The following is a 26521-nucleotide window of genomic DNA, read 5'->3' as shown; positions in this document are numbered from 1 at the left end:
TCGCCGGCCAGCCGCGCGTCACTTCCTGGATCAACTGGAGCTCGTGGGCCGTCAGCTTGATCGTCGGAAGATTCTGCTCGAAGAAAGCCTGGGTTTCGTCGACGCTGAACGGCAGGTCTTCGAAACCCGCCTCGGCGAGCTGGCCGTACACGCGCAGACGGCTGAGCGAGAGCGGCGGCGTGGTGCGCGAGGCGATCACGATGTGCAGATTGGCGGGGCTGTGCGTGACGAGCTTACGCATCAGCTCGTGCGCCCACGGGTCGTCGACGTGATGGTAGTCGTCGATGAACAGATAGATATCCTTCGCAACCCGCTGCGCGAGCGCGATGATCGCCGCCGCGACGGGCTCGACCGGCCACGCTTCGTCCGCGTCGGCGTCGGCGCCCTCGAAGGCCGGCATGTCTTGCGGCGCGATGCCCAAGCGCGCGAGCGCGCCGCGCAGGTCATGACAGAACACGGCCCGGTGCCGATCGTCCGCCGCGAGCGCGAGCCATGCGACTTCCGCGCCGTTCTTCATCAGTTCCTGCCGCCATTGCACGAGCAGGATCGTCTTGCCGAAGCCCGCGCTGCCGGTGACGACGGTGAGCGCGCAATGCTGCGCTTCGCGCAGCCGCTCGATGAGCCGCTTGCGCGCGATATGGCGGGGCCGACGCGCGGCGGCGAGAATTTCGCCGGCTGATTGGGCTCGTCGGACTTGGGTGTCTGGAACGTCATGGCGGCTTCCGAATCAGGGGGATGGGCGGGAAAACCCCGGGTTTGGCTCCTCGGATTGTCCGCCGTCGTGCGCGTGTGCGGCCCCCCCGCAAATAGAGGGGATTCAGCACTTTCGAATCTCTATCGTTGCAAAGCAGGTACGGCGCGCATCGCTGCGCCGGGCAGCGGCGTGCTGGCCGTACGCCTGTTTCCAGCCTTCCGCCGCGCCGTGCGCACGATTCGCAGCAGACGATTTTCGCCAGGACTGGCATGGATTGGGGAGCAATAGATGAGCGTCACGTTTGAACTGAAGGGCCCGGTGGGCTGGATCACGCTTGCGCGTCCGGAAGCCATGAACGCGCTGTCGCGCGAGATGGTGGAAGGCATCACGGCGAAGCTCGTGGAGTGGAAAGACGACCCGCAGGTTCGCGTCGTCGCCGTGACGGGAACGGGGCGCGCGTTCAGCGCCGGCGCCGACCTGAAGACGGCCGGTGCGCCCGCGCAGCCGGGCGAGAAGGACTTCCTCGACAAGATCGTCGATCTGTTCGACACGATGCGTGCGTTTCCTCGCCCGGTCATCGCCGCCGTCAACGGTCTTGCGCTCGCGGGCGGCCTCGAGGCCGTGATGACCTGCGACTTCGTGATCGCGGCGGAAAGCGCGCGCTTCGGCGACGCGCATTCGAACTTCGGCGTGTTCCCGGGCGGCGGCGGCGCAGCGGTGCTGCCGCGCAAGATCCCCGTGAACATCGCGAAATACCTGCTGTTTACGGGCGATTCCGTGTCGGCGCAGGAGATGAAGCAATACGGTCTCGTGGCCGAAGTGGTCGCCGATGCGGAGTTGCTCGACCGCGTGCAGGCGATCGGCGAGAAGCTCGCGGCGAAGAGCCCGCTCGTGCTCTCGAAGATGAAGCGCGTCGCCGACGAATCGGCGGACAAGCCGGTTGCGGACGCGCTGCGCCACGAAGTGCTGGAACTGCGCAATCACCAGCGCTCCTACGACATCCAGGAAGGGCTGCGCGCGTTCGTCGAAAAGCGCAAGCCGGAATTCAAGGGTTATTGACGCCGGCGCGCTCGCGCGGGTTCATTCGATTTTTGGGGAAACCATGGAAAACATCTATATCGTCGGCGTGAGCATGACGCCGTTTGGCCGCCACATGGACAAGAGCGTCAAGCAACTCACCGCGTGGGCGGTCGAGGACGCGCTCAAGGACGCCGGCTGCGAGCGCAAGTGGGTCCAGGCTGCGTTCTTCGGCAACACGGCGCAAGGTCACTTCGACGGCCAGCACATGATTCGCGGCCAGGTGGCGCTCTTGCCGATCGGCCTCGGCGGGATTCCGATCTACAACGTCGAGGGCGCGTGCGCGTCGTCGAGCGCGGCGTTCAATCTCGCGGTGATGCAGTTGCGCGCGGGCGCGGCCGACGTCGTGCTGGCCGTGGGCGCGGAAAAGATGTATTCGGACGACAAGGCCAAGATGTTCTCGTGCTTCGAATCGGCATGGGATATCGAAACGCTCGATGAAAACAAGAGCTGCCTCGCCGACATGGGCAAGGACATCGTGCCGCCGCCCGGCTCGCAGTCCGACAAGCCGTACAGCCCGTTCATGGACGTCTATAGCCCGCTTCGACTGCGAACCGCACGAAGGAATTGCGTGGCTGAAGATCGAGGATATAGAACTTGTTCACGCACGGCGGCACGATCAGCAGCGGCCGCCGCGCGACCTTCGCGGTGAGCGGCGCGTACTGGATCAGTTGCATCAACTCGCATTCGAAGACGACGGTGCCCGCCGAGGTCGCCACGTTGCGGCCCACTCCGAAGGCGCTTTCGTCGGTGATGGCGATCTGGCCGCGTTGCGCATCGGTGAGCCAGTTTGCAAGCCCGGTCCGCAGGCTTTCGCCGCCCGTTTCGAGTGCGAGGCGCAAGGCCTCGGGATTGGTCAGCGCGAAGTTGGCGGGGCTCGCGGCATCGATGAATTGACGCGTCGCGAAACGCAGTTGATGGCGCGTTTTCGTATCGGCGGCGATTGCTTCTGTCATGGCCGCGAGCAGGTCGGCGTTCAGCCGGTACGACTGCATGAGCGCGGCGTACCACGGATGCGCTCGCCACTCCGGCGCGGCGAAGCGGCTATCGTGCAACGCGGTGCCGCCGCTCGCTGTCGCGGGCGTGGCCGCGTTTTGCACGGCGCCCGTCAGCGTTTGCCACACCGTCCACTGTCCGTCCCAGTACTGCTGCGCGAGCGCGGCAAGAGAGCTTGTCGAAGTGGGGCCGTCATGTCTCGTGACGGTATTGGGATTGTCCGCGCGGTTTCCGTTCACGTTGTCTCTCTCAGGCGATGGAGTGATCTTTACTTGTTCAGGAGCCGCCTGTCCGGTCTCGATCTCCGGAGCGATGCGCTCAGGCGGGCTCAGGCGGCAGGGGCGAGCCTCGAAGGGTAGGAGCGGCGCGCAGGGACGTCCCCCTCATCTTCGAGGGGGCGCGCAAGGCTCGCGAAACGGCCGAAATGAAGAAAGCGAGCCGTCGGCGGACCCCCAAAAAAGGAAGGGGCATGCGCCTGAAAGTCGCTCATATGATGAAGCGTAACCAGTTCGCCATGACGGCGTAGACCAAGGAAAAGGAGCAAATATGACGCGCAAAGTAGTTGTGGCCGGCGTAGGCAGCCGCTCGTCAACTCGTGGATCAGCTTCAGCGCGTCCGCGTCGAGCTTGCCCGTGCCCAGATTCCCTTCGATGAACGCGCGCGTTTCAGCCAGGCTGAAGGGCAGCTCGGCGCTGTCGAGTTCCACGAGCTGGTTCATCATGCGCAGCCGGCTCAGACTCAACGTCGGGGCCACGCGTGAGGCGATCGCGACATGGAGATTGCCGGGCGCGTGATCGATCAGCTTCTGGATGAAGCGGTGCGCGAGCGGCGACTCCACGTAGTGGTAGTCGTCGATGAAGACGAATAGATCTTTCTGCAGGTCGAGTGTGCTTTCGACGATGGTGGCAATGACTGCCTCCATCGCGCGGGGGTTGGCATCGTCGATGCGCAAGTCGGCGTCCGCGCACAGGCCGATGCGCTGCAACGCGGCCACGAGCGCGGCGCAGAAGTCGGCGTATTGCTTCTCGTCGGCGGTGAGCGTGATCCACGCCACTTCGCCGCCGCCCTCGACGCATGCCTGGCGCCACTGAGCGAGCAGCGTGGTCTTGCCATAGCCGGCGCTGCCCGTGACAAGAGCGAGCGTCGCGTGCTGCATCCGTTGCAACTGAGTAAGCAGCTTCGTGCGAGGCACGTGCTTCGAACCGATGCGAGGCGGTGCGAAACGCGTGGCAGCCACGTGTTTGATGAAAGGCGTTGTCAAGTCGTCACCTGGTCGATGGCGTTGGCGCGCGGAGCCTTTTCGCCCCCTCAGAACGAGGGGTGAAAAAAGAACTCGCGGAAACTAACTTAACACGAACGCAACGTCAAGAAAGCGTGCGAGCCATGTGACGGCGCGCTTGCCAGGCACCAGCCGACGTTTCGCAGCACGGGCGCCGTTCAGGGTAATCCCCGAGCGTAACGGCCCCGGGGCGGCACGAAAGCAACGGTGTTGAACACCCTATCGAACCGCGGCGACGCGCAAGTGTGACCCATGACCTATCGCATCCCCACCGAAGAGCAAACGCTGGCGGTCGAGAGTTTCCGCAAGTTTCTGCTGACGGAGGTCAGGCCTGTCGCCCGGTCGTACCGGGACCGCTTCATCCCGAAGACGACGATGCGCGAACTGACCCAGCGCATCGCGGAATTTGGCCTGCCGGGTTGCACGGTGCCCGTCGAGCATGGCGGCATGGGCTGGTCATATACGACGCAGGGCATGTTGTTCGAAGAGCTCGCCGTCTGTTCGCGCGACATCGCGCTGTGCGTGATGCTGAACACGGCACTCGCGGCGGCATTGCTCGACGCGGCGCCGGCGGTGCGAGAGCGGTATTTGCCCGAGACCCTCGCGGGCCGGCTCTTCGGTGCCCTCGGCATATCGCATCCGGAAGCGGGCCCGAACGTCGATGAAGACGCTACGAGCGCCGTGCGCGACGGCGACTGCTTCATCGTGAACGGGACGAAAGCCTGGGTCGCCAACGGCCTCTATTCCGACGTGCTCGTCTGCGCCGCGCGGACCGGGCGGGGTTCGTCGCACCTGTTGATCGATCGTGAAGAGCACGGCTACGAAGCGCGCAGCCTCGACCGAAACGCGTTCGGTTCGCAGGCGACCGCGCAGATCCTGTTCGCCGACACGCGCGTTCCCGTCACGCATCTGATCGACGAAGCAGGTGACGGTGGACGTTACTCGCAAAAGCGCCGCGAACAGGCGAGCGCCCACGTCGGGGTGCTGCTGGTCGGCCTCATGCGCGCCGTGCTCGACGAATCGGTTGCTTACGCAGCGAAGCGCATCGGGCCCGCCGAGGCGATGGCCGCGCATCAGTCGATTGCCGAAAAGATTGCGGAGATGGCGATCGCGACGGATGCGGCGCGGCTCTTGTACCAACGTGTATTCGGCTTGATGGATGCGGGCATGCACAGCGACATGCAGGCGTCGATGGCCGTGATGTTCGCGGCGCAAGCCGCGGCGCAGGTATGCCGTGAGGCAGGCCGGTTACATGGCGCACACAGCGTGACGCGCGCATCGGACATCGAGCGCATGGTTCGCGAAGCCATCGTCTTGCCGATGGTCGACAGGACGTGGGAGACCCACACGCTCGCTATCGCGCAGGCATCGATGGCCTGATGTCAGAGCGCGCTTTTCTGCGATTGAAACAACGATAAATCATCGGTCGCCGTTTCCGCGCTCGATACGCGCGACGGACGAACCGGCGCCCTGCATGGCGCAGAAGAGACGTACCTGGAGGAGTTCGCATGGGCATCATCAGGCAGGGTATCGGCGGGGCGGCGCTGCTGCTGGCCGCTCAGGGTGCGTGGGCGCAATCGACGGTGACGCTATACGGTGTCGTCGACAGCTTCGTGCAATATCTCGGCAACGGTTCGACGCATTCGTTTTCCGAACGTAGCGGAGGCAATAGCGGATCGAATGTGGGCTTGAAAGGCGACGAAGATCTGGGAGGCGGCTTCAAGGCCAGATTCGTGCTGGAAAGCGGGTACAACGTCAACAACGGAACATTCTTCATCGACAGTTCGACGCTGTTCTATCGTCAGGCATGGGTCGGGCTGACGCACAACGACTATGGAACGCTGACATTCGGTCGCCAGTATCAGCCGACATTCTGGGCTATCTACTACACCGATCCATTTCGCGGGAATGAACTGCTTTCGCCCGTGGCGGCAGCTGCCGTGGCGGTCGATCGCAACACCCTCGCCACGCAGGCCGCGTCCGGTCGCACCAGCAATTCGATCGAGTATCAGTCGCCCGTCATCGGAGGATTGAAGCTCTACACGATGTATGCGTTCAGGTCGACGAACACGCTGCCCGTCGTGCAGAACGTGGGCAATCTGTTCGATATATCCATGACTTACAGCGGATACGCCCTGTTCGTCGGACTTGCCTACCAGAATCAGCATGGCGGTTCCGAGAACCTGCCAGCGTTGCCTGCCGCTTTGAACCTGCTCGGCACCGAGCGCTTCACGGGTGCCGTTGCATATCGGATCGGCATTGTGAACCTGCAGGCGAACTACACGTACAACCGCTCGAAGGACGCGCCCGCCGGCTCACTGGCCGCGCGCCTCGGTGCTGCGCATTCGTACAGCTTCGCGGAGATCGGCGCGACGATCCAGGCAACGCCGGCGGACACGATTGAAATCGCCGGGATCAGGCGCGACGCGCGCGGCGCGGATGATCACGCGGAGGGCGTGGAACTCGGTATCGATCACAGCATTTCGAAGCGAACGCAGTTTTATGCGCGCGCCGGCTACATCAAGAACCACGGCAGTTCGACGATGAGTTGGCCCGCGGTGTCAGTGACCGAGCTCGGGTCGTCGCAAAGTATGGTGGCGCTCGGAATGACGCATCGTTTCTGAGGTACCGAAGTGTGCGGCGACAGCGAAGCGAGCTTCGCGCTGCGAACAGCGCGTCACCGCCGAGCCTCGCGTAAAGCGAGCAAATCCGTCTGCTGACGTATCGGCAAGCATCAGACAGCCGCTGCCATTGCGAACGGCTGCATCAGGATTTTTCATCGTCGAGATTCTTGCTCGACGAGTTCGATCCTTCGGTATCCGGCTTTCCGGCGTCGTCGCCGTGCTTCGTCACGCCGAGATCCTCGAGCACCGCATCGATCTTCTCGCTATCGCCGTCATCCAGCTTTTGGCGGACGTCGGCATCCTCGATGGCGTCGCCAGACTTCTTCCGGCCTTCGCCGACATCGGGCGTATGTTCGTCTGTCATGATCGTTCCTTTAATCAGGCCGGCACGCCGTCGACGCGCGTGCCGGCCGGTTGTGCTCAGGCATCGCTCTCACGATACCGCGATGGCGTCCGTGTGCGCGCCGTCGGAAGCGCCATCGGTTACGGCGCGCCCCGTCTGCGTTTCAATGTCAGCGACCGAGGCACAGACCAAGCCCGCAATCTTGTAATGCACCATATGGCCGGCATCCAGTTCGACTTCGAGCGTGCTGTTCGGCAAAACGCCGTGCAAGCGCGCGGACTGCGATTCCGGATCGACGATCTTGTCGCCGACACCCGCGAAGATACGCACGGGAATGTCGATCGAAGGATAGTGGGCACGCAATCGCGCCGCCGCCGGAATCATGAACGCCGCGTCCTCCGATGTCGCGCGAATCTGGCTCGGGCGCAACAGCATCTCGCGAGGCATGGCGTCGAAGAAATCATCGGGCATGGTTGCCGGTGCGAACATCGCTTTTACCGTCTGCTTCAGCATTAAACGGCCCATGAAGGGCGAAACGGTGTATCGAAGGACGTCGCCGAGCACCGGCACGGCGGCTGGCGCCGTCATGGCCACATCGAGACGCGCGGACGGAAAGTAATAGCCGGAAATAAGCACGAGGCCGCGCACCTGCTCGGGGAAATCGACGGCAAGCGCGAGCGCGACCAGCGTACCCCATGAATGTCCGATCACGGTCGGCTTCTCGATGCCGAGATCAAGCAGCGCGCGCTGCAACAGCGCTGCCTGAGCCTGCGCCGTCCACATCCGATTGCGCGGACGATCGCTATAACCGAAACCCGGTCGATCGAAAGCAATCACGCGATGATTTCCCGCCAGCCGGTCGATCACACCGCTCGCTTCGAAGTCCTGTAGCGGCACAGTGTTGCCGTGCAGTACCACCACGCACGGGCCGTGACCCGTGTCGGTGTAGTGCAGGCGAACGCCGTCGATCTCGACGAATCGGCCGATCGGCGGGTTCGCTCGCTCGGCTTGTTTGGCCTTATGGCGATTCCATAGAGCAGCAGCCGCTGCTGCGGCAGCCGCAAGGGCAAGCACGCCTAACGCGGGCGGCAAGGCTTCGGGTTTGGCACTGAGACGGGGCATGGCTTTCTCGCTGAGAGTGAAATGGCGGATGAGTATCGGTAAGGAAAGAATCGATCAGTTCGAAGTCCGATCGATGAAAATGATGTGCTCCGTGCGGCCACCGTTGCTGGTGGGCAAGTGCATGGTTCCTTCATGACGCATCGTCCATCCGGGTCGCAAGGCGATCGACAGCCGGTTTCCGTCCGAGCGGCTGTCGATTCCACCCAGCCCGAACGCCGGCGTCGCGACGCTGTCATCGAGCGTCGCGTTCGAGCCAACGACGTTGTCATGCATCGGCGACAGATCGCGTTTCGCATCGAGATTCTTGCGATCGGTATCGACCGTATCGTCCGTGGCTTCCATGTTCGCGTTGTCAGTCGAGACGATGCGTGAGCTTGCGCGCACGACCGGATCGCCGCTCGATGCCGTGGACCGGTTATCGTCGATGGAGGGAAGCGGGGACGGGTCGTCGGAAGGCGGCGCGGGTGTCTTCCGTACGGACGCCGGATCGAGTTCGGCGGCGGCCGTTTGCGGATCGATGCGGGCGGTCTCCGTGGCCGGCGTGGTGCCGGGGCTCGTGGCCTGTTGCGTTTTCTGCTGAGCTTGAGACGGGTTCGATTCGGCGTTGTTCATTGTGCAGACTTTGACTCGCGTAAGCTGCAATAGGCGCCGTGATTGCCCAGTGTACTTAGTCGATCGTCGTCTTCTCCGTGATAAGGGTGCGGTAATGGTGGCTCGGGCGCCAGGCGCTTCGTCGCGGTATGAGGGCCGCATCGAACGCGCTAACCGGTAGCCAGGAAGCGACGAGTACGCTCCTTACGCAGCAATGGCTGTGCCGCATCGCTGAATTCGGTCGCGCGCCGCCCCCGGAAGGTGCCCCGTTTAGCGCTGCGGTTCATATGCTTCCTCGAAATCGTTCGTGGCGTCGCTAGGGCCTCCTGCTCCAGAATCGAACGTTGTGTTTTTCACCTGGAGCTTTCCATGAGCGGCGAGGCCCTGCGCCAGTTGCATCTGAACATCAACGCACTTCATTCGGGATTCGTGCCATCGGCCTGGCGTTTGCCGTCGTCGGATCCGAACGTCTTTCTCGACGTGAATCACTATGTGCGCCTGGCGCAAATCGCCGAACGCGCGTGTCTGGATGCAATTTTTCTTGCCGATAACGCCGCGATCTCCGATCAACTCGACATGCGTCCCATCACGGCCCTCGAACCGACGTTGCTGCTCACGAGCGTCGCGGCGGCGACCACGCATATCGGGCTGATCGCGACTGCATCGACGAGTTACAACGAGCCCTATAACATCGCGCGCCGGTTTGCGACGCTCGATCTGATCAGTGGGGGACGCGCGGGCTGGAACATCGTCACGACGGCGGACTTGCCGTCTGCGCGCAACTTCGGTCTCGATGCGGTGCCCGATCACGCGACACGCTATGCACGCGCGGACGAGTTCGCGACGCTCGTCAAGACGTTATGGAATAGCTGGGAGGATGATGCGTTCGTCGCGCAGAAGGCGAGTGGCCGTTTCGTCGATCTCGACAAGGTGCATCCGGCGGACCATCGCGGGCGATTCTTCAATGTCCGGGGCGCGCTGAATGTGCCGCGTTCCGCACAGGGTCACCCGGTGCTGGTGCAAGCGGGCGCATCGGGCGATGGGCGCGAACTTGCCGCGCGTCATGCGGAAGCGGTGTTTTCAGCATCTCAATCATTCGATGAATCGCGTGCCTATCGCGAAGACCTGAACGCACGCGCCGCGCGTTACGGACGCGGCCCGAACGCGGTGAAAGTGCTCGCGGGACTGACGACGATCATCGGATCGACGCAAAGCGAGGCGCTCCGCCGCCGCGATGAACTCGTCGATCTGATTCCGCTGCAATACAGCCTGAACCGGATTGCGGGGACGCTCGGCATTCCAGTCGATTCGCTTTCTCTCGACGCGCGCTTGCCCGACGATCTGCCGCCGCCGAACGGCGGCAACGGCAATCACACCTTCTTCAACGCGACGCTCGCGCAGGCGCGCACGCATGGCTACACGGTGCGCGAGCTGATTCGTGCGCTGGCGGGCGGCGGCGGGCATCGCGTGATCGTAGGCACGCCTGAGCAGGTCGCCGATGACATCGAGCACTGGTTCAAAAACGGCGCCGCCGATGGCTTCAATCTGATGCCGGACGTTCTGCCCGATGGTCTCGAAGCCTTTACGGAGGGTGTCGTGCCGATTCTTCAGCAGCGAGGCATTTTCCGTCGCGCATATGAGGGCAAGACGTTGCGCAGTCATCTGGGGCTTGGAGTGCCGGACGGGCGTTACGCGAGGCAGGCGGCTGTTGCGTAGGAGCGTTGTTGGTCGAGGACTATTCGGGCCGCTACGGACCAGAACTTCGATCGCCCGATGACATGGCGTAATAAAGAGAGTTCGTGCGGCGGGAAGGGTATATAGTGATTAGACCGCCCTCACTACGTGGACCGGTCTTTCAGAGGTAGTCATGCGATCAGATATCAAGAAAGCTATCCCGCCTGCGGCAGATGAGACTGCTTACAACCGGGATCGTCGGGCACGGCTGCTTCTTCTCAGGACTGAGGACGCTAACCGGGCGGATCAAAGGCGCATCAGCTATTCGCTCATCGATTCCACCGCCAGCAAGTGGCGATTTCCGCCCACGCCGTAAAGACTCATCATGGCCCTCCATTTTCCGAATCCGAGCCGAAGCTACGATGCCGCGCGGCATTGCGTGTTCTTCTGGGGCCATGACGAATCGCGCGAAATCACGTTCGAGGTCGGCAGCGCAACGCTCAAGAGTTTTCAACCCGCGCTGGGTTCCGACGAGCGGGCGTATCTCGTCGCATTCGACGAGTTTCGCGAAGCGCTGCTTGAAATCGCGAAAAAGAAATATGTGCGTGGCCCGCAGAATCGATATTCGATTTGACGACGGCTACGGTCCGGGTCGCTTCTGCTCGCGTAACGAGACCCGCGACTTTCGACGAAAAGCAATCGACGCTCACAGCGAGACGTCTTCGATCAAATTCCAACGCACCGCACGAATCCTGCGATCGACGAAATAGCCGCCACCTTCCGTGTAGCGCAGATAGAGTCGCCCACACGATGAACATGCCCACACGCCGCAGCGGTTATACGGAAAATAGCGTGGCGCAATGGGCGCATCGGCCGACCAGTAATTGATCTTGCCGGGCAGATATTCGGCAAACGTGGGCTCCGGATCGTGCTCCGAAACCAGCGTGCCGATCTCGCGGAACTGCGCTTCGTCGAGGGAAAGCGGCTGCGATTGCCAGCCGTCGAGCGGCGTTTTCGTGCACGTGCAAGCGCCGGGAGCCTCGGCATCCGCGTGCCGTGCGAGCGCGATCAGTGCGGCGGTGTCGAGATAGTCGGGCATGGGCGATGTAGTCGAAGGCGGACGCGCCATCATGCGCGCATCCGCAACGGTTCAGCAAGCCGTCAACCGTTCATCATGCGATCGCGCTGAGGCGCGACCCAGGAACGATCGAAACGGCCTTCCGCGATGGACTTCAGCGCCGCCGCTTCCTTTGCCGCCTGCTTGCGCGCACCCTCGATCACCGCTTCGACATCCGCCGGCGCGATGGCGAGCACGCCGTCTTCATCGCCGACGACGATATCGCCCGGATGCACCACCATTGCGCCGACCGTCACCGGCACGTTGATCTCTCCCGGTCCATGCTTGTACGGCCCGCGATGCGTCACGCCGCGCGCGTACACCGGGAAATCGCGCTGACTCAACTCACCGACATCGCGGATCGCGCCGTCGATCACGAGGCCCTGCACGCCGATGCTTTCGGCGAAGCTCGCCATGATGTCGCCCATCAGCGCCTGCGTGAGCTCTCCTGCGCCGTCGATGACGAGCACGTCGCCCGGACGGCAATAGTCGAACGCGCGATGAATCGCGAGATTGTCGCCGCCGCGCGTGCGCACGGTGACCGCGGTTCCCGCCATCGGCTTCGGCCGATGAAACGGCCGCAAACCAGTCGTGCCGCTCACGCGGGCCATGTTGTCGCTCAGAAGCGATACCGCGAGTTCGCGCAAGGCGGCGAGCGTCGCGGCGCTCGCCTGGGGCGCGGATTCGTATTCGCGCCATCCGGCCGGATTCATGTCGTCGCTCCTTCAGTCGAGTGTTGTCGTGCGAGTTGCGCGGACAGGCGCCCGTAGACGGCGCGCGCGTTGTCCTCGTAGATAAGTTGGCGATCCGCGTCGCTGAGCCATTCGATCGCGTCGATATAGCGGCGCGTGTCGTCGAAGTAATGGCCGGTTTCGGGATCGACGCCCTGCACCGCGCCGATCGTCTCCGATGCGAACAGGATGTTCTTCGCCGGGATCACCTTCGCGAGCAGTTCGGCGCCCGGCTGGTGATACACGCAGGTATCGAAGAAAACATTCTTCAGCAGATACTCGGTGAGCAGCGGCCGCTTCATGTCCTGCGCGAGTCCGCGATAACGTCCCCAGTGATAAGGCACCGCGCCGCCGCCGTGCGGGATGATGAACTTGAGCGTCGGGAAATCGGCGAACAGATCCGCCTGCAGCAACTGCATGAACGCGGAGGTGTCGCCATTGATGTAATGCGCGCCGGTCGCATGGAAGTTGGGATTGCACGACGACGAAACGTGGATCATCGCGGGCACGTCGAGCTCGACCATCGCTTCGTAGAGCGGATACCACGAGCGGTCGGTGAGCGGCAGCCCGGACCAGTGGCCGCCCGACGGATCCGGATTCAGATTGCAGCCGATGAAACCGAGTTCTTCGACGCAGCGCCGCAACTCGGCGATGCAGTTCTCCGGCGCCACGCCCGGCGCCTGCGGCAACTGGCAGACGCCGACGAAGTTGCGCGGAAAAAGCGCGCACACGCGATGCACGAGGTCGTTGCATTCGGCCGACCAGACTGCGTTGGCGTCGGCGGTGGCGAGGTGATGGCCCATGCCGGCGGCGCGCGGCGAGAAGATCGTGAGATCGGTGCCGCGCTCGCGCTGAATGCGCAACTGCCCGCCCTCGATGCTCTCGCGGATCTCATCGTCGGAAATGGCGGGGCGCGGCGGCGGCGCGGCGCCGTCCTTCAGCGCGGCGATCTGCTGCATGCGCCACGCTTCGTGCTGGGGCGGCGAGGTCGTGTAATGGCCGTGACAATCGATGATCATGCGTGACTTCCGTATCGTTGAGGGCGGGATTCAGGTGCGCGCGGCGGGGTCCGCTGACGGCAGCGCGTCGGCTTCGTCGTCGGCGGGCTTGACGCGCATCACGAGCGCGATGACCGTCGCGATGACGAGAAACGCCGCAATCGTCAGCAGGGCGAGCTTGAAGTTTCCCGTTGCGCTGCGCACGAGGCCGATGCTCCACGGCCCGACGAGCCCGCCGAACTGCGCGATGGTATTGATGAGCGCGATCGTCGCCGCGCCCGCCGCGCCGGTCCTGAACGACGAAGCGAGGCTCCAGAACAGCGGATTGCCCGCGTAGATGAAGAGACCCGTCACGCACAGCAGCGCGTAAGCGATGACGGGATTCGGCGCATACGCGCTGCCCGCGATCGCGACGGCGCTCATGCCATAGACAAACGCGAGATGCTTCTTGCGGTCGCCGGTGCGGTCCGAGCTGCGGCTGATGATGAACGTGCCCAGCACGCCCAGGAGCGGCGGCGCCGCCGAAAGGAAGCCCACTTCGATATTGCTCAGATGACCGAGACTCTTGACGATCTGCGGCAGCCACAGAAAGAGGCCGTAGATGCCGACCAGCGCGCAGCCGAACAGACACGCGAGACTCCACACGCGGATGTCGCCCGCCACGCGCAGCAGCGGAAAATGCGTGTTGCCGCCTAAGGCTTCGCGCTCGGCCGCGAGCGTCGTTTCGAGCCATTGCTTTTCGTCATCGGCGAGCCAGTCGGCGTCGGCCGGGCGCTCCGTCATGATGCGCAGCGTGAGCAGGCCGAGGAGCATCGCCGGGATGCCTTCGAGGATGAACATCCATTGCCATCCCTGCAAGCCCAGCATGCCGTTCGCGTAGGTCATCAGCGCGGTCGAGATCGGGCCGCCGAGCACCGCGGAAAACGACCCCGCGATGATGTAGCCGCCCACGGCGCGCGCCCGGTAGCGCACCGGAAACCACTTCGTCAGATAGACCGCGACGCCCGGCAGGAAGCCCGCTTCCATCACGCCGAGCAGAAAGCGCAGCACGTAGAAGCTCTTGTCGTCGAAGACGAACGCCGTGGCGGCCGCGACCGCGCCCCACGTGAGCAGGATGCGGGCGATCCAGCGGCGCGCACCCACGCGATGCAGCAGCAGGTTGCTCGGCACTTCGAGCACCATGTAGCCGACGAAAAAGATGCTGCCCGCGAAGCCGAACACGGCGGGCGAGAAGCCGAGCGCGCGATTCATGTCGAGCGCCGCGAAGCCGATGTTGATGCGGTCGAGATAGTTGAAGAACATCATCGCGAAGAGCAGGGGCATGAGCCGCCCGTACACCTTTCGCATGGTTGCCGCTTCGTTGAATGGGGTCATGCCGTCTCCGCGTTTCTTTCGAGAATGCGAGGGCTCTGCGGCCCTGCTTTACAAACGGCCTTCGCCGTCTGTGTGCGCAGGCCGGGCGCGCAGGGGCGTCCCGGTCCAGAGCACTAGAGCCGATGATAAGAAGCGTGGCTGCCCGCGTCCAAGACGCGTTCCTTATTCTTCTATAAGGCGTTGCTTATAGTGCGGCGTCTTTGAGAGGTGCCGGAAGGCAGCGGAGAAAGGCGCGCAGATGAGCGGAGTCGTCGTCGGTGCGGAAGGTTGCGGCGAGCGTGGACCATAGCGTCGCGCCCGGGCCCGCGAGCGGACGAAACACGACGTCCGTGCGACCGTGCCGCGCAACCGACTCCCCGACGAAGGTCACGCCGAGGCCCGCCGCGACGAGCGCGATCGCGGTCTGGATCTCGTACGCCTGATGCGCGACGAACGGCGTCACGCCTGCATCGCGATATAACGACTGCACGGTGCGCTTGAACTGCGCATTCTGATGCTTGGGATACAGGATCAGCGGGGTATCTTCGAGTTCGGCGATGCGCACTTTCTTTTTCCTCGCCAGCGGATGATCCGGCGAGAGCACGGCCACGATATGTTCCCGCAGCAGCGGATAAGACGTGCAGCCGGGGATGTCGAGCGGCTGGCGCCCGATCCCGATGTGAATGCGCAGATCACGCAGCGCATCGGTCTGTTCCTCGGTCAACATCTCGAACAGCTTGAGTTCGACTTCCGGATACGAGTGATGGAACGCCTTCAGCGCGGGCGGCAGGATGCTGTACATCGCGGATCGCGTGAAGCCGATCGACAGCCACCCGCGCCGCCCGATGCCGATTTCCTGCGCACCGAGACTCGCCTGTTCCCAGGAGCCCAGAATCTGACGCGCTTCCGTGCAGAGGTAATGACCCGCTTCGGTGAGCCGCAGCGGCCGCCTGGCGCGATCGACGAGTTGAGTGCCGAGCCGCTCTTCCAGCAGCCGGATTTGCTGGCTCAGTGCCGGTTGCGCAATATGCAGGCGCTCGGCCGCGCGGCTGAAGTTCAGTTCCTCGGCAAGAATGACGAAGCACTGCAAGGATCTGAAATTCATGTCGACGTTCCTGGGAATCGGTGGGCAACGCGGGTCATATCTTGCGAGAGCGGGGAGGGCTCTCCCCTTGCGGTTCGGGGACTCATGATGTCATACGTGAGATGGCCCCGGCCGATGCCGCTTCTGGCGGCTTTCGTTAGAATGAGCTTTCGATTCGTTCATTCGTCCATTACCGGAGGCGAACGTGCCAGGACTACTCCCCGATGTCGACCGCGAGGGCCTCCTCGAATATTCCGTCGTCTACACCGACCGATCCATCAATCATATGTCGCGACTCTTTCAGGGAGTCATGCACGATATTTCCGCCGCCCTGAAACGTGTCTACAACGCGAAGTCGGTCGTTATCGTCCCAGGCAGCGGGACTTTCGGCATGGAAGCCGTTGCACGGCAGTTCGCGACGAACAAAAAATGTCTGGTCATCCGCAATGGCTGGTTCAGTTTCCGCTGGTCGCAGATTTTCGACATGGGCAGCATCCCGTCTGAATCGGTGGTGTTGAAGGCACGTCCAGTCGAACAAGGAAGACAGGCCGCCTATGTACCGCCGCCGATCGAAGAAGTGATCGCTGCGATCGAAGAAAACAAGCCGGATCTGGTGTTTGCGCCGCATGTCGAAACCGCATCCGGGATGATGTTGCCCGATGCCTACCTGCGCGCCGTCTCTGACGCTGTTCATGCCGTCGGTGGCATGTTCGTACTGGATTGCATCGCCTCCGGTGCGATCTGGGTGGATATGCAGGCGAGCGGCGTCGATGTCCTGATCAGCGCACCGCAAAAGGGATGGAGCGCGCCACCGTGCTGCGGTCTGGTCATGCTGAGCCCGCTCGCCCGCGAAAGAATCGACTCGACAACCAGCACCAGTTTCGCCTGCGATCTTCGCAAATGGCTGCAGATCATGGAAGCCTACGAGAGTGGCGGATTCGCGTACCACGCCACGATGCCCACGGACAGTCTCGCGACGCTGCGCGATGTCATGAAGGAAACCGAGGCATACGGCTTCGACAAGGTGAGAGCGGAGCAGCTCGAACTCGGCGAGCGCATACGCGCACGCCTGACTGGCGCCGGTTTCAAAAGCGTGGCGGCCGAAGGCTTCCAGGCTCCGGGCGTCGTGGTTTGCTACACGGACGACGACGGCATACGATCGGGGAAGAAATTCGCCGACGCCGGCTTGCAGATCGCGCCCGGCGTCCCGCTTCAATGCGACGAGCCAGAAGATTTCAGGACCTTCCGCATCGGGTTATTCGGCCTCGATAAGCTGCATGACGTCGAGGGCACGGTCGCCAGGTTCGCCAACGCGTTGGACACCATTCTTTAGGATGTTCTTCCAGAGCGCGTGCGCAGCGCACGCCTCACTGCCTGCCAGAGTCCGAACTTTCCGTGCGAAGCGAACGTCATGAAGCTCTTGCTCACCGGACCGGCAGGACTGTTTCGCGAAGGCGTCGCGTCGCTCTTGCGCCTCTACGCCGCGGATGTCGAGGTGTGCGTGCGCGACGGTCTCGCTGGCTCGATCTCCGATGACCCGAAGCCCGACTGCATCGTAATGGACGGCGACGCGCTGCGCCAGTCAGCCGCCGAGCACGAAGCACTGCGCGAACAGGCGCGCGCGATACCGCTGGTCGTGCTGCTTGGCGCCGCGCAAAAGGCCGACATTGACGGCCTGATCGCCGACGGCGTTGCTGGCTGCGTCGAAAAATCCGCGTCGGCCGACATGTTGTTCGGCGCGTTGCGGGTCGCGCTCGCGGGCGGCGTGTACTTTCCGCGCGCATTCCTCGCCGGGAACCCGGTCGCCCCCGTGCCATCCTCCATTCGTGCCACGCCCGCGCATCGCGGCGAAGCATCTCCGAACGCCGATGCCCACGCGCGCCTCACGCCGCGACAGATCGAAGTGCTCGCGCTGCTCGCGCGCGGCCGCTCGAACAAGATGATCGCGCGCGAGCTCGACTGCGCCGAGGCCACGGTCAAGACGCATCTCACGACGATCTTCAAGGCGCTCAACGTCGCGAGCCGCGGCGAGGCGAGCGCGGCCGCCGCGCGCATGGAGCGCGTGCGCGAGACGCAGGTCGCGCGCGCGATCGACGGCCAGGTATCGCTCGGCAGGCTGCTCGCCAACATGGAGAGCCAGCGGTATCGCGCGGGCGAGGTCCTGTTCCGCAAGGGCGATGCGAGCGGCGAACTCTTCTACGTCGAAAAGGGCACGGTGACACTGAGCGAGATCGGGATCGAACTGGGCGCGGGCAGCGTGCTCGGCGAAATCGGGCTGTTCTCGCCGGGGCATCGACGTACGTCGACCGCCGTGTGCAAGACCGAATGCGAGATGCGCACGGTCTGCGCCGCCGATGCGATCCGGCTCTACTATCAGGAGCCGGAATTCGCGCTGCATCTGCTCCGGCTCATCGTGGGGCGGCTGCAGGCCGACAAGCTGCGCGAAGGTTGATGGCACGGCAGCCGAAGCGCCGGCGAGCATCGCTCCTCGCGCGTTCATTCATGCGCCTCCAGCGCGAGCAGGCTCAGCACAATGAGGATCACGTCGCGGTTCTCGAGCGCGATTTCGATGCCCAGCGTGTTCTCGATCCAGCGTCCGATCCTGGTCAGGGCGAAGCATCCGGGCGTCGCGTCTTTTTTCATGGTGACGCCGAGCTTGCACGCGCGATAGTGATACGACGGCACCTCGTTCTCATGCGCCACGCCCTTGAGTCCGCCCTTGCGGTCGTGCGACGCGCCGAGGCTGCCCGCGAGGATGATGCGATCGGACGGATCGAGCGACGCGATGAACGCGCGGGCGAGTTCCCGCACGCGCCGCTCGCCGAGGCCGTGTTCGGCGAGCGCCGTCTCCACGGGATCGTCGGGGGCGTGGGGACGCGCATCCACTTCGGCCTGCACGCCGTCCACTTCGATGGACAGATTGCGCTGCACGCTTGCGCTGCGCAGGCAGTCGATCAGAAAGCGCCTGAAATACGCGCACAGCGCATACGCGGTGGACGGCGCGCTTTCCGCCGATGCGTGCGACACGCGCTGATCGAAGTCGAGCCGTAGCACGCGCGAGTAAAAAAACTGCGCGATCAACTCTTCCTTGTCTTCGGGCAGGCCGCGCAACTCGGCCGGATAGTACGCCCGCAGCGCATGCAGCACGATGCCGTAGATCTGCGCCATCTCCATTTCGCTGAGCGCGGCGCGACGGTGCCAGAGGTCGGCGAGCCTCTGCGTGTCGTGGGCATGGGCGCCCGCATCGCACGTCATCAACGCGATCATGACGGTGCTCCCGAGGCGGTTCTGAAATGGCTGGATGCAGACGGCGCGCCGGCCGCCGCCGATTCGGGATGCAGGATCATGGTCCCCTCCAGACGGCTTCGAAACGCCGCCGCCAAGGTGCGGCGGCGGTGCGGCCCGGGGACTTCGGCGAACAGCGCCGGTGCCTCGGGCCTGCGCTTCAAAAGTAGTCAGAGGCGGGGCACGGCAAAATCGGCCGGACGGCCTACATCGAAAGTCGTAGAGGGCTTCGTGGTCGTGGGCGAAGGCGCGTGCGCCGCACCGGCGCGCGCCCGGTCGAGCGGAATCGGCGCAGAAGGAGCGCGGCGCGATCAGTGCGTTCGCCGCCCGGTTCGAGCCCGAAGTAGTCGTAGCCCGCGTGAACCGGAATCTGCGGCGGCACGACCGGCAGCGGCCGAAGCACGCTGCCCGGCAGCGCGAGCGTGACGAGCCCCTGCACCCGGTCGGCGGCCCCCAGTTTCACCTGCGCCGGAAAGCGCACGCGCAACGCTTCGGACGACATCTGCGCGCGCGCAAGCGTCGTCATCAGTCATCCGAAGCATTCGGCCAGTGATTCGTCGAGTACGATCTGGCGGTGCTCGTCGAGCGCGACGGGCCGCTCCGCGCCACGTTTGCGCACGCGCGCGATCGGCTTATACGAACGGCATGCTTCCTGAATCGAGACCCTTATCGCGCAGGATGTAGTTAAGCGTCCCCAGTTTGGACAAGGAAGGTTTGTTTTCTCTGAACACGGGCCCGCGCGATATCACCCTGTTGATCTCCATTTCGGACGATCAGCGGAGTTGGGAAGTCGAGAATCATTCGGCCAGGTTACTTAATTCAAAGACTCTGGCCGACCGGTTTCTGGATAGATTCAAACCCAAGTGAACGGGTTTCTCGGGTCTTTTCCCGGCTCCGCACGATCGGCCGTTTTCATGGTTCGACGCGCCTTCGCGCGGTACGGAGGCCCATCTTGACTTTCACCCCCCCACAACCTACGTTAAAGCAAGCATAAAACCCCCACCGGATTTTTTTCACCGAACACCGGCGCTGCATATTATCGCGAGAGGAGTTTAGATATCCGTATTACTCCGGGTGGCGCTTTTAAAAAAAGCGTCCGTGCAGGTTGAAAGCGAAGCTCGATGGCGGATTCCGCCGGATTATCAAAGTCCATCGGGCCTGCGCAGACAAGTGAATAACAGATGCAGATTCAACCTGGCCTTGCCCCGCTTGGCGCCGCCCCTGCTCCAGTGATGGACAAGATCGTCGTGGCCATCCACGGCATCGGGCCCGCCCTGCGAAGCGAATCCATCCGCGCGGCCGTCCATCGCTTCGGCGCGCTCGACAAGCCGCCGTTGCCGGTGCTGTCGCTCGGCTACTTCAATCTCGGCAGCGTCGGGGAAGTGTGCGTGAGCCGCCTCGACGTGCCCAGCAAGGACCCGCTCGCGCGCATCGGCTTCGCCGAAGTGTATTGGGCCGACGTGCCGCGCGATCTCGTGAAGCAGGACGATACGCTCGAGGAAAGCAAGGCCTGGGGCCGGACCGTCCTCAGCCGCGTGCGCGCGCTCTACACGCGCGTCGAACAGGAAGCGAAGCGTTCGGGCTGGAAGGCCCAACTCACCCCGAAGGATTTCTCGCAGGTCGCGGGCATCATCGAAGAGGAGATCGAGACCTTCGCCGTGCTGGAAAAGCTGCTGTATCTCCCGTCGCAACTCGGCCTGCTCGATTTCAAGCTGCCCGAGCTGCTGCGCGACTACTACAGCGACGTTCAGCTCATCGCCGAATTCCAGTACTACCGCCAGGTGATCCTCTTTCGCTTTCACAAGGCGATGCAGACGATCATCGAATGGTTCCACGCCGCGTATCCCGGCATCAGCCGCGATCCCGAGATTCATATCGTCGCGCATAGCGAGGGCAGCATCATCGCGTTTCTGGCGCTGCTTCAGGCGCTCTCGTCCAGCGGCGTGAAAAGCCCCGGCCCGCAAGCGACGACGGTCCCCACGGAATGGATCACCTGCGTGCGCGGCTTCATGACGTTCGGCTCGCCAATCGACAAGCACATCCTGCTGTGGCCGAAGCTCTGGGACCCGATGGATCTCGCCTCCGACAATTTCAGGCAGCAGCGCCCGGACGCGCAGGTCTCCATGCTCGGCTCGCAACGCAATCATCCACTCGTGCTGCCGAAGCCGATCAAGTGGCGAAACTACTACGATTACGGCGATCCGGTCGGCTTCGAACTGGACACGGCACGCGAGTATCTGAAAGAGCACCGGTGCGGCGCATTCCAGTTCACGAAGTACGACGACTTCGGATTCAGCCGCTATTGGGTGCCGGGCGCCGCGCACGTCGGCTATTGGAGCGACGACGCCGTGTTCGCGCATTTCATCGATGACGTCGTGCTGCCCGAGGCGCGTCCCGCGTCGGCGCGCAAGGCACCGCCGCCGCCGACGAGGCGCATCGTCGGCATCGTCAGCACGGCCATTCCGTATGTGGTCGCCTACCTGACGCACGTGCTCGCCGTCTTCCTGCTCTTCAAGGCGACGCTCGCGTCATTCGAGTTCGTGGACGCCGCCGCCTATCGGGGCATCGTGCGCTCCGTGCTGTGCCTGAGCCTGCTTCTGGCGGGCGTCACCGTGTCGGGCCGGCTGCCGCGTCTCGTCAAATGGACGCACCCGCGATGGTGGGCGCTCGCGCTGGTCGCGTTCCTGTGCGGCGCGTGGCCGTGCCTGTATTACCTGGACCCGAAGGTGTCGAACTTTCTCGTCGAACCGGTCTCGGGGTTCTGGATCGGCCGCGAGTTCGCGCTTCTCGCGGGCAGTCTGCATGCGCCCGAAGGCAACCTCCTGCTCGTGGCGATCGCGGCGCTGGTCAGCCTGTCGGGCTGGATCGCGCCGCGCAGGCCGGTGCTCGGCGGCTGGATGCTGGTCGGCAGCGCAACGGTCCTGCTCGCCGCCGGCATCGTCTGGCGTTTCATGGAGGCGCCCCCGCAAAAGCCGATCTGGCCGCTGGTGCTCGCGGGCTTCTTCTTTGTGTATGTATGGCGGCTCGGCGTGCTGGTGTTCGATCTGGCTTTCATCTGGCATCGCTACATTCGCCATGCAGTGGCGCTCAAGGCGATGCACGCGTGGCGCGGCAGGCACGACGCCGCGCCACGCCGCTGGCGCATGTTCCGATCTCGCACGTGAACAGCAGGCGGCGGCCGCTTTCGCACCACGCCCGCGCGGGCGAACAGTACGACGTCCTTTTCGGTCGATGTGGCTTTAGGAGGAGTGCAAAGTGAATGGAATTCGAACGGCCGGCGCGGCCGCCACGGCCCTGTGCCTTGCCACCGCGAGTCATGCGCAGTCGGCGGGAAGCTTCTTCGCCACGGCGGGCTGGTTCCACCTCGCGCCGCAGGACAGCAGCGACCCGCTCAAGATCACGTCGGTCGGCGGCAATCCGGTCAACATCACCGTGCCCAATACCGGCGCGGGCGTGTCGAGCGCCGATACCGCCGGCTTCACCGTCGGCTACTTCATTACCGACCACATCGCGGCGGAATTCGAGTTCGGCGTGCCGCCGGAGTTCGACGTGAACGGCACCGGCGCGCTGTCGAGATACGGCAAGCTCGGCACCGTCCGCGAGTGGAGCCCGGCGCTCCTTTTCAAGTACTTTTTTCTCGCGCCGCAATCGAAATTCAGGCCGTATGTCGGCATCGGCGTGACGCGCACGTCCTTCAGCAACGCGAAGATCACGAACGGCGATTTCGAGGCCCGCGCGCTCGGTGGCCCGACGACGGCGGAAGCAAGCACGGTCTGGTCGCCGGTATTCAACGTCGGCGCCACGTATGCGTTTTCGGAGCACTGGTTCGCCGGCTTTTCGGTTTCATTCATCCCGCAAAGCACGACGGGCACGTTCACCACGCAGTCGCAGACGCCTGTCGGCACGCTGACGCGCAAGGCCGAGGCGAAGATCACGCTCAATCCGATCATCACGTATCTGCGCGTCGGATACCGGTTTTGAGCGGGCCTCACGCGGACCTTGGCAGATTGTCTTGTTCGCAGCTTTGTAATAATCTGAAACAGACGATGAGAAGAATCGGCGCACGCTGATCCCGGTTTTCAGAAGGGTTCACGAGTCTCGTTCACCAGAATGGAGGCCTCCTTGCGCGCTGATCGAATCATGCCTGCGTCGTACGATGACGTGCGTCTGAAGGCGCGCGGCGGCAAGCGCGTCGCGCCCGAAGGGGAGTCTCCGTGAGATGCGCCTGGTGCGGCGGCGCCGTGACCGCGGTCGGCTGCAATTGCACCGCCGCGTCGCGCCGCACGGCGCGCGCGCATTGCGCGTGCTGTGGCGCGGCGCGCCCGCGCCAGGCCCGCTTCTGTCCGCAGTGCGGCGCGAGCTATGGCGCCGGCACGGTGTCGGACGCCTGCGTCGAGCGTCGCCAGATCACCTTCGTCTTCTGTGACCTGATCGGGTCCACGGCGCTGTCGGATGAACTCGATCCCGAGGACTACCGACAAGTGCTGCTGGCGTATCGCGGCGCCGTCAACCGTAGCATGGCGCAGTTCGGCGGGCGCGTGGAGCGCTACCGGGGCGACGGCACGCTCGTCTATTTCGGCTATCCGGAAGCGCACGAGGACGATGCCGAACGCGCCGTGCACGCCGCGCTCAAAACGGTCGAAGCGGTCTGCGCGATCAGTTTCGCGGGCCTGCCTCAGCTCGGCGTGCGCCTCGGCGTATCGACCGGGCTCGTGGTCGTCGCGGAAGCGGAGGAGTCGGAGGGGCCGGCGGCGATGGGCGACGCGCCCAACATCGCGTCGCGGTTGCAGGGCCAGGCCCAGGCGAATTCCGTGATCGTCGACGACGCCACCCGGCGCCTGGCGGGCGATCTCTTCGATTTCCGCGATCTCGGCCCGCTCGCGATAAAGGGTCTCGCCGCACCGATGCGCGCCTGGCGCGTGGCCGGCGCGATTGCCGTCGCGAGCCGCTTCGAGGCGCGCGGCAACCCGAAGCTCTCGCCGATGCTCGGCCGCGACGACGAGCACCGCACACTGTTGCGGCTCTGGCGGCAGGCGCGCGCGGGGCACGGGCAAATCGCAGTCGTCACGGGCGATGCGGGCATCGGCAAGTCGCGTCTCGCCGCGGCGTTGCTCGACGAAGCCCGCGCCGAGCCGTCGGGCATCTATCGTTATTTTTGCTCGCCTTACCGGCAGGGCTCGCCGCTGCGTCCATGCATCCAGCAGATCGAACACGCCGCCGGTTTCGCCGCGTCCGATTCCGTCGATGACAAGCTCGCGAAGTTCGACGCGGTGCTCACGGACCTGCCCGTGGAGGATCGCGCATTGATCGCGGACCTGCTGAATCTGCCGGGGCGCGAGGTCGCCGGCACCAGGTCGCTCAGCCCGAGCGCGAAGCGCCGCCGGACCATGCAGGCGCTCGTGGCATGGCTCCGGCGCTCGGCGACGAATCTGCCGGCGCTCATCGTGTTCGAGGACGTGCAGTGGATCGACGATACCTCGCGCGAACTCGTGCTGATGGTCGCGGACATGGTGCCGCGCATGCCGGTCATGTTGCTCGTGCTGATGCGCCCCGGCAGCTTCACCGACTTCGACAGCGTTCCGGGTGTCACGCGCCTCTTTCTCGGTCCCTTGCCTGCGTTGCTCAGCGCCGCGCTGGTGCGTCACGTCGCGGCCGACCAGGCGCTGCCCGCCGAAACGGTCAGGAACATCGTGCTGCGCACCGACGGCATTCCGCTGTTCCTGGAAGAACTGACCCGCGCGACCGTCGAAGGCGCGGCCCGGCCGGATGCCGCCGTCGGCAGTCTCGAAGGCAAGCCCCTGCCGATGCTGCTGCGCGCGTCGCTGCAATCGCGGCTCAACCGGCTGGGCGCCGCGCGCGAAGTGCTCGAAGCGGCAGCCGTGATCGGACGCGACTTCCCGGTGCATCTGCTCGAACTCGTCGTCAAGCCCGGCAAGGATCTCGGCCCGGCGCTCGACCGGCTGGTGGACTTCGGCATCGTGCTGCGACGCGCGGCGTCCGAGCCCGCATACACGTTCAAGCACGCGCTGATCCGCGACGCGGCCTACGAGATCATCGGCCGCGATACGCGCCGCGCGCTGCATGAGCGCATCGCCGGCGCGCTGGAAGCGCATTTCGCGGATGCGGTCGCCAACCAGCCCGAAATCCTCGCGTGGCATTACACGGAGGCGCGTATCGTCGAGAAGGCGGTCGTCCAGTGGCTCGCAGCGGGCCGCAGTGCGCTGCGCCGCTCGGCGATGGTGGAAGCGCTGGAGCATCTGAATCGCGGCATCCTGCTCGTCTCGACGATGGAGCGCTCGCCGTGGCGATTGCAGAACGAACTCGCGCTGACCATCTGCATCGGCATGGCGCAGATCGCCACGCAGGGCTATGCCGTCGCCGGCACCGGAGAGACGTTTGCCCGCGCGCGCGCCCTGTGCGAGATGCTCGGCGATCCGCCGCCGCTGCTCGCCGTGCTGCACGGCCTGTGGACTCATGCGCTCATGCGCGCCGACTTCGCGTCGGCGCGGGCTCAGGCCGCGGAAATTCTCGCGCGCGGCGAGGCGCGGCAGGATCCGCTGTGGCGCCTCATGGGCTATCGGTTCAGCGGCGTGACCTGTCATCCGATGGGCCATTTCGGCGACGCCATTCGCCAGCTCGAAACCGGCATCGCGCTCTACGACCCGGCGCAGCAGGCGCTTTATGCGTCGATGACGGTCGACGATCCGCGCGTCGTGATGCTGACGTACATGTCGTGGTCGCAGATGTGCGCGGGCAGGCTCGCCGAGGCGATCCGCACCAGCGGCGAGGCGGTCGCGCAGGGGCGGCGCATCGGGCATGTCTATACGCTCGCGCACGCGCTGGTGGGCGCATCGTTCGTCGCGCTGACCGTGATCTCGCCGCAGGCCGGCCTGCAGCGGCTGGACGAGCTCGCTACCGCGATCGCGGACAGCGGCATCGCGTATTACCACGCGGTCGAGGCGATCTTCCGGGGCTACTGTCTCGCCGCGATCGGCGCGCGCGACGATGCGCTCGCGGCGTTGACGCGGGGCATGGACGCCTATCGCGCGACCGAGACCGTGCTGTATCTGTCGGGCTTCCTGCGAATGTCGGCGCAGGCGCATGGCTGGGTCGGCGAAACCGACATGGCGTTGCGTCTGCTCGACGAGGCCTTCGCGATCACGGGGGCGACCGGCCAGCGCTGGGACGAAGCGGAGCTTCATCGCGTGCATGGCGTGCTGCTGCGCGCGCGTGGCGACGAAGCCGCCGCGCTCGAGGCGTTCCGGCGCGCCTGCGCGGTGGCGGTGGGGCAAGGCGCGAAGCTGTGGGAGCTGCGCGCCCGTTGCGAGCTGATGGAGGGCGCGTGCGCACCGGACGCCACGACCGACGCGGCAGATCAGTTGAGGCTGCTCGCCGCCTCGTTCGACGACGCTCATGACCTTCCCGACCTGCGCCGCGCCCGCGCGATTCTGGAGACCCGTGTCGGAGGTGCGTGCCACATCGCCAATCTGTGATCGATGACGGGAGCGGGCGGCGCATGATGGCGCTCGCGTTTGGACGTCGTTTGCAACAAG

General features: G+C 64.5%; 23 protein-coding genes and 1 pseudogene. 12 read left to right on the top strand and 12 right to left on the bottom strand.

What is annotated here, in order from left to right; genetic code table 11:
* Positions 1 to 43 precede the first annotated feature (43 nt).
* From NCS58_RS33035 to NCS58_RS34590, 3 genes and pseudogenes are all read left to right on the top strand, one after another.
* Positions 44 to 679: a hypothetical protein gene (locus NCS58_RS33035; RefSeq protein ID WP_250539016.1), complete on the top strand. Its 636-nt coding sequence runs from the start codon at positions 44 to 46 to the stop codon at positions 677 to 679.
* Between the two features lie 303 nt (positions 680 to 982).
* The gene (locus NCS58_RS33030) at positions 983 to 1753 is read left to right on the top strand and encodes an enoyl-CoA hydratase/isomerase family protein (protein WP_250477974.1); all 771 of its coding nucleotides are present in this window, start codon (positions 983 to 985) and stop codon (positions 1751 to 1753) included.
* Positions 1754 to 1796: 43 nt separating this feature from the next.
* A pseudogene (locus NCS58_RS34590) lies at positions 1797 to 2162 on the top strand (beta-ketoacyl synthase N-terminal-like domain-containing protein); the annotation flags it as partial.
* 130 nt (positions 2163 to 2292) lie between these two features.
* Here NCS58_RS34590 and NCS58_RS33020 read toward each other — a convergent pair.
* On the bottom strand, positions 2293 to 3006 hold the full coding sequence (locus NCS58_RS33020; protein ID WP_409241443.1) for a hypothetical protein: 714 nt from the start codon (positions 3004 to 3006) through the stop codon (positions 2293 to 2295).
* A gap of 89 nt (positions 3007 to 3095) precedes the next feature.
* The gene (locus NCS58_RS33015) at positions 3096 to 3923 is read right to left on the bottom strand and encodes an AAA family ATPase (RefSeq protein ID WP_250862469.1); all 828 of its coding nucleotides are present in this window, start codon (positions 3921 to 3923) and stop codon (positions 3096 to 3098) included.
* A 375-nt stretch (positions 3924 to 4298) separates the two neighbouring features.
* Here NCS58_RS33015 and NCS58_RS33010 point away from each other — a divergent pair, with 375 nt between their 5' ends.
* Both NCS58_RS33010 and NCS58_RS33005 read left to right on the top strand, forming a co-directional pair.
* Positions 4299 to 5426, top strand: coding sequence for an acyl-CoA dehydrogenase family protein (locus NCS58_RS33010; protein WP_250477972.1), 1128 nt, complete (start codon positions 4299 to 4301; stop codon positions 5424 to 5426).
* A gap of 128 nt (positions 5427 to 5554) precedes the next feature.
* On the top strand, positions 5555 to 6670 hold the full coding sequence (locus tag NCS58_RS33005) for a porin (RefSeq protein WP_250477971.1): 1116 nt from the start codon (positions 5555 to 5557) through the stop codon (positions 6668 to 6670).
* Positions 6671 to 6812: 142 nt separating this feature from the next.
* On the opposite strand, the gene NCS58_RS33000 is transcribed toward NCS58_RS33005, so the two are convergent.
* The 3 genes from NCS58_RS33000 to NCS58_RS32990 all read right to left on the bottom strand — a co-directional run bounded on the left by NCS58_RS33000 (position 6813) and on the right by NCS58_RS32990 (position 8747).
* The gene (locus NCS58_RS33000; RefSeq protein ID WP_250477970.1) at positions 6813 to 7034 is read right to left on the bottom strand and encodes a hypothetical protein; all 222 of its coding nucleotides are present in this window, start codon (positions 7032 to 7034) and stop codon (positions 6813 to 6815) included.
* Between the two features lie 69 nt (positions 7035 to 7103).
* Positions 7104 to 8135, bottom strand: a complete 1032-nt coding sequence (locus tag NCS58_RS32995; protein ID WP_250477969.1) for an alpha/beta fold hydrolase — start codon at positions 8133 to 8135, stop codon at positions 7104 to 7106.
* Positions 8136 to 8189: 54 nt separating this feature from the next.
* Positions 8190 to 8747 (bottom strand): DUF3005 domain-containing protein, encoded by a 558-nt coding sequence (locus tag NCS58_RS32990; RefSeq protein ID WP_250477968.1) that lies wholly within the window; start codon positions 8745 to 8747, stop codon positions 8190 to 8192.
* A 348-nt stretch (positions 8748 to 9095) separates the two neighbouring features.
* On the opposite strand from NCS58_RS32990, the gene NCS58_RS32985 reads away from it, so the two are divergent.
* Both NCS58_RS32985 and NCS58_RS32980 read left to right on the top strand, forming a co-directional pair.
* Positions 9096 to 10442: an LLM class flavin-dependent oxidoreductase gene (locus NCS58_RS32985; protein ID WP_250477967.1), complete on the top strand. Its 1347-nt coding sequence runs from the start codon at positions 9096 to 9098 to the stop codon at positions 10440 to 10442.
* A 343-nt stretch (positions 10443 to 10785) separates the two neighbouring features.
* On the top strand, positions 10786 to 11034 hold the full coding sequence (locus NCS58_RS32980) for a DUF1488 domain-containing protein (RefSeq protein ID WP_250477966.1): 249 nt from the start codon (positions 10786 to 10788) through the stop codon (positions 11032 to 11034).
* Positions 11035 to 11106: 72 nt separating this feature from the next.
* Here NCS58_RS32980 and NCS58_RS32975 read toward each other — a convergent pair whose 3' ends face one another.
* The 5 genes from NCS58_RS32975 to NCS58_RS32955 all read right to left on the bottom strand — a co-directional run bounded on the left by NCS58_RS32975 (position 11107) and on the right by NCS58_RS32955 (position 15704).
* Positions 11107 to 11499, bottom strand: coding sequence for a hypothetical protein (locus NCS58_RS32975; RefSeq protein WP_250478011.1), 393 nt, complete (start codon positions 11497 to 11499; stop codon positions 11107 to 11109).
* A gap of 62 nt (positions 11500 to 11561) precedes the next feature.
* Positions 11562 to 12230 (bottom strand): RraA family protein, encoded by a 669-nt coding sequence (locus NCS58_RS32970; RefSeq protein ID WP_061118686.1) that lies wholly within the window; start codon positions 12228 to 12230, stop codon positions 11562 to 11564.
* Positions 12227 to 13267, bottom strand: a complete 1041-nt coding sequence (locus NCS58_RS32965; RefSeq protein ID WP_061118685.1) for an amidohydrolase family protein — start codon at positions 13265 to 13267, stop codon at positions 12227 to 12229. Before NCS58_RS32965 ends, NCS58_RS32970 begins: the two co-directional genes overlap by 4 nt.
* Positions 13268 to 13297: 30 nt before the next feature.
* On the bottom strand, positions 13298 to 14620 hold the full coding sequence (locus NCS58_RS32960) for an MFS transporter (protein WP_061118684.1): 1323 nt from the start codon (positions 14618 to 14620) through the stop codon (positions 13298 to 13300).
* A 184-nt stretch (positions 14621 to 14804) separates the two neighbouring features.
* Complete coding sequence (locus NCS58_RS32955; RefSeq protein WP_250477965.1) at positions 14805 to 15704, bottom strand: LysR family transcriptional regulator; 900 nt, start codon at positions 15702 to 15704, stop codon at positions 14805 to 14807.
* 184 nt (positions 15705 to 15888) lie between these two features.
* Here NCS58_RS32955 and NCS58_RS32950 point away from each other — a divergent pair, with 184 nt between their 5' ends.
* Together NCS58_RS32950 and NCS58_RS32945 are read left to right on the top strand one after the other, a co-directional pair.
* Positions 15889 to 17016, top strand: coding sequence for an aminotransferase class V-fold PLP-dependent enzyme (locus tag NCS58_RS32950; protein WP_061118682.1), 1128 nt, complete (start codon positions 15889 to 15891; stop codon positions 17014 to 17016).
* A gap of 78 nt (positions 17017 to 17094) precedes the next feature.
* Entirely contained in the window at positions 17095 to 18135 is a 1041-nt protein-coding gene (locus NCS58_RS32945; RefSeq protein WP_250477964.1) for a LuxR C-terminal-related transcriptional regulator, read from the top strand.
* 44 nt (positions 18136 to 18179) lie between these two features.
* On the opposite strand, the gene NCS58_RS32940 is transcribed toward NCS58_RS32945, so the two are convergent.
* Positions 18180 to 18950 carry a hypothetical protein gene (locus tag NCS58_RS32940; protein ID WP_250477963.1) on the bottom strand — a complete coding sequence of 257 codons (771 nt, stop codon included), beginning with the start codon at positions 18948 to 18950 and terminating at the stop codon, positions 18180 to 18182.
* Between the two features lie 223 nt (positions 18951 to 19173).
* The gene (gene tssK / locus NCS58_RS32935) at positions 19174 to 19494 is read right to left on the bottom strand and encodes a type VI secretion system baseplate subunit TssK (RefSeq protein WP_250477962.1); all 321 of its coding nucleotides are present in this window, start codon (positions 19492 to 19494) and stop codon (positions 19174 to 19176) included.
* 655 nt (positions 19495 to 20149) lie between these two features.
* On the opposite strand from tssK, the gene NCS58_RS32930 reads away from it, so the two are divergent.
* The 3 genes from NCS58_RS32930 (at position 20150) to NCS58_RS32920 (ending at position 26461) form a co-directional block, all read left to right on the top strand.
* Positions 20150 to 22132 carry an MFS transporter gene (locus NCS58_RS32930; protein ID WP_250477961.1) on the top strand — a complete coding sequence of 661 codons (1983 nt, stop codon included), beginning with the start codon at positions 20150 to 20152 and terminating at the stop codon, positions 22130 to 22132.
* A 100-nt stretch (positions 22133 to 22232) separates the two neighbouring features.
* On the top strand, positions 22233 to 22949 hold the full coding sequence (locus NCS58_RS32925) for an OmpW/AlkL family protein (RefSeq protein WP_409219323.1): 717 nt from the start codon (positions 22233 to 22235) through the stop codon (positions 22947 to 22949).
* Between the two features lie 233 nt (positions 22950 to 23182).
* Positions 23183 to 26461 (top strand): AAA family ATPase, encoded by a 3279-nt coding sequence (locus NCS58_RS32920; RefSeq protein WP_250477959.1) that lies wholly within the window; start codon positions 23183 to 23185, stop codon positions 26459 to 26461.
* The last annotated feature ends 60 nt before the right edge of the window (positions 26462 to 26521 follow it).

The organism is Caballeronia sp. INML3B (assembly GCF_023631305.1).
GTDB classification, from domain to species: Bacteria; Pseudomonadota; Gammaproteobacteria; order Burkholderiales; family Burkholderiaceae; genus Caballeronia; species Caballeronia turbans.
The sequence above is the reverse complement of the archived record's forward strand: the minus strand, read 5'-3'. Positions and strand labels throughout refer to the sequence as shown.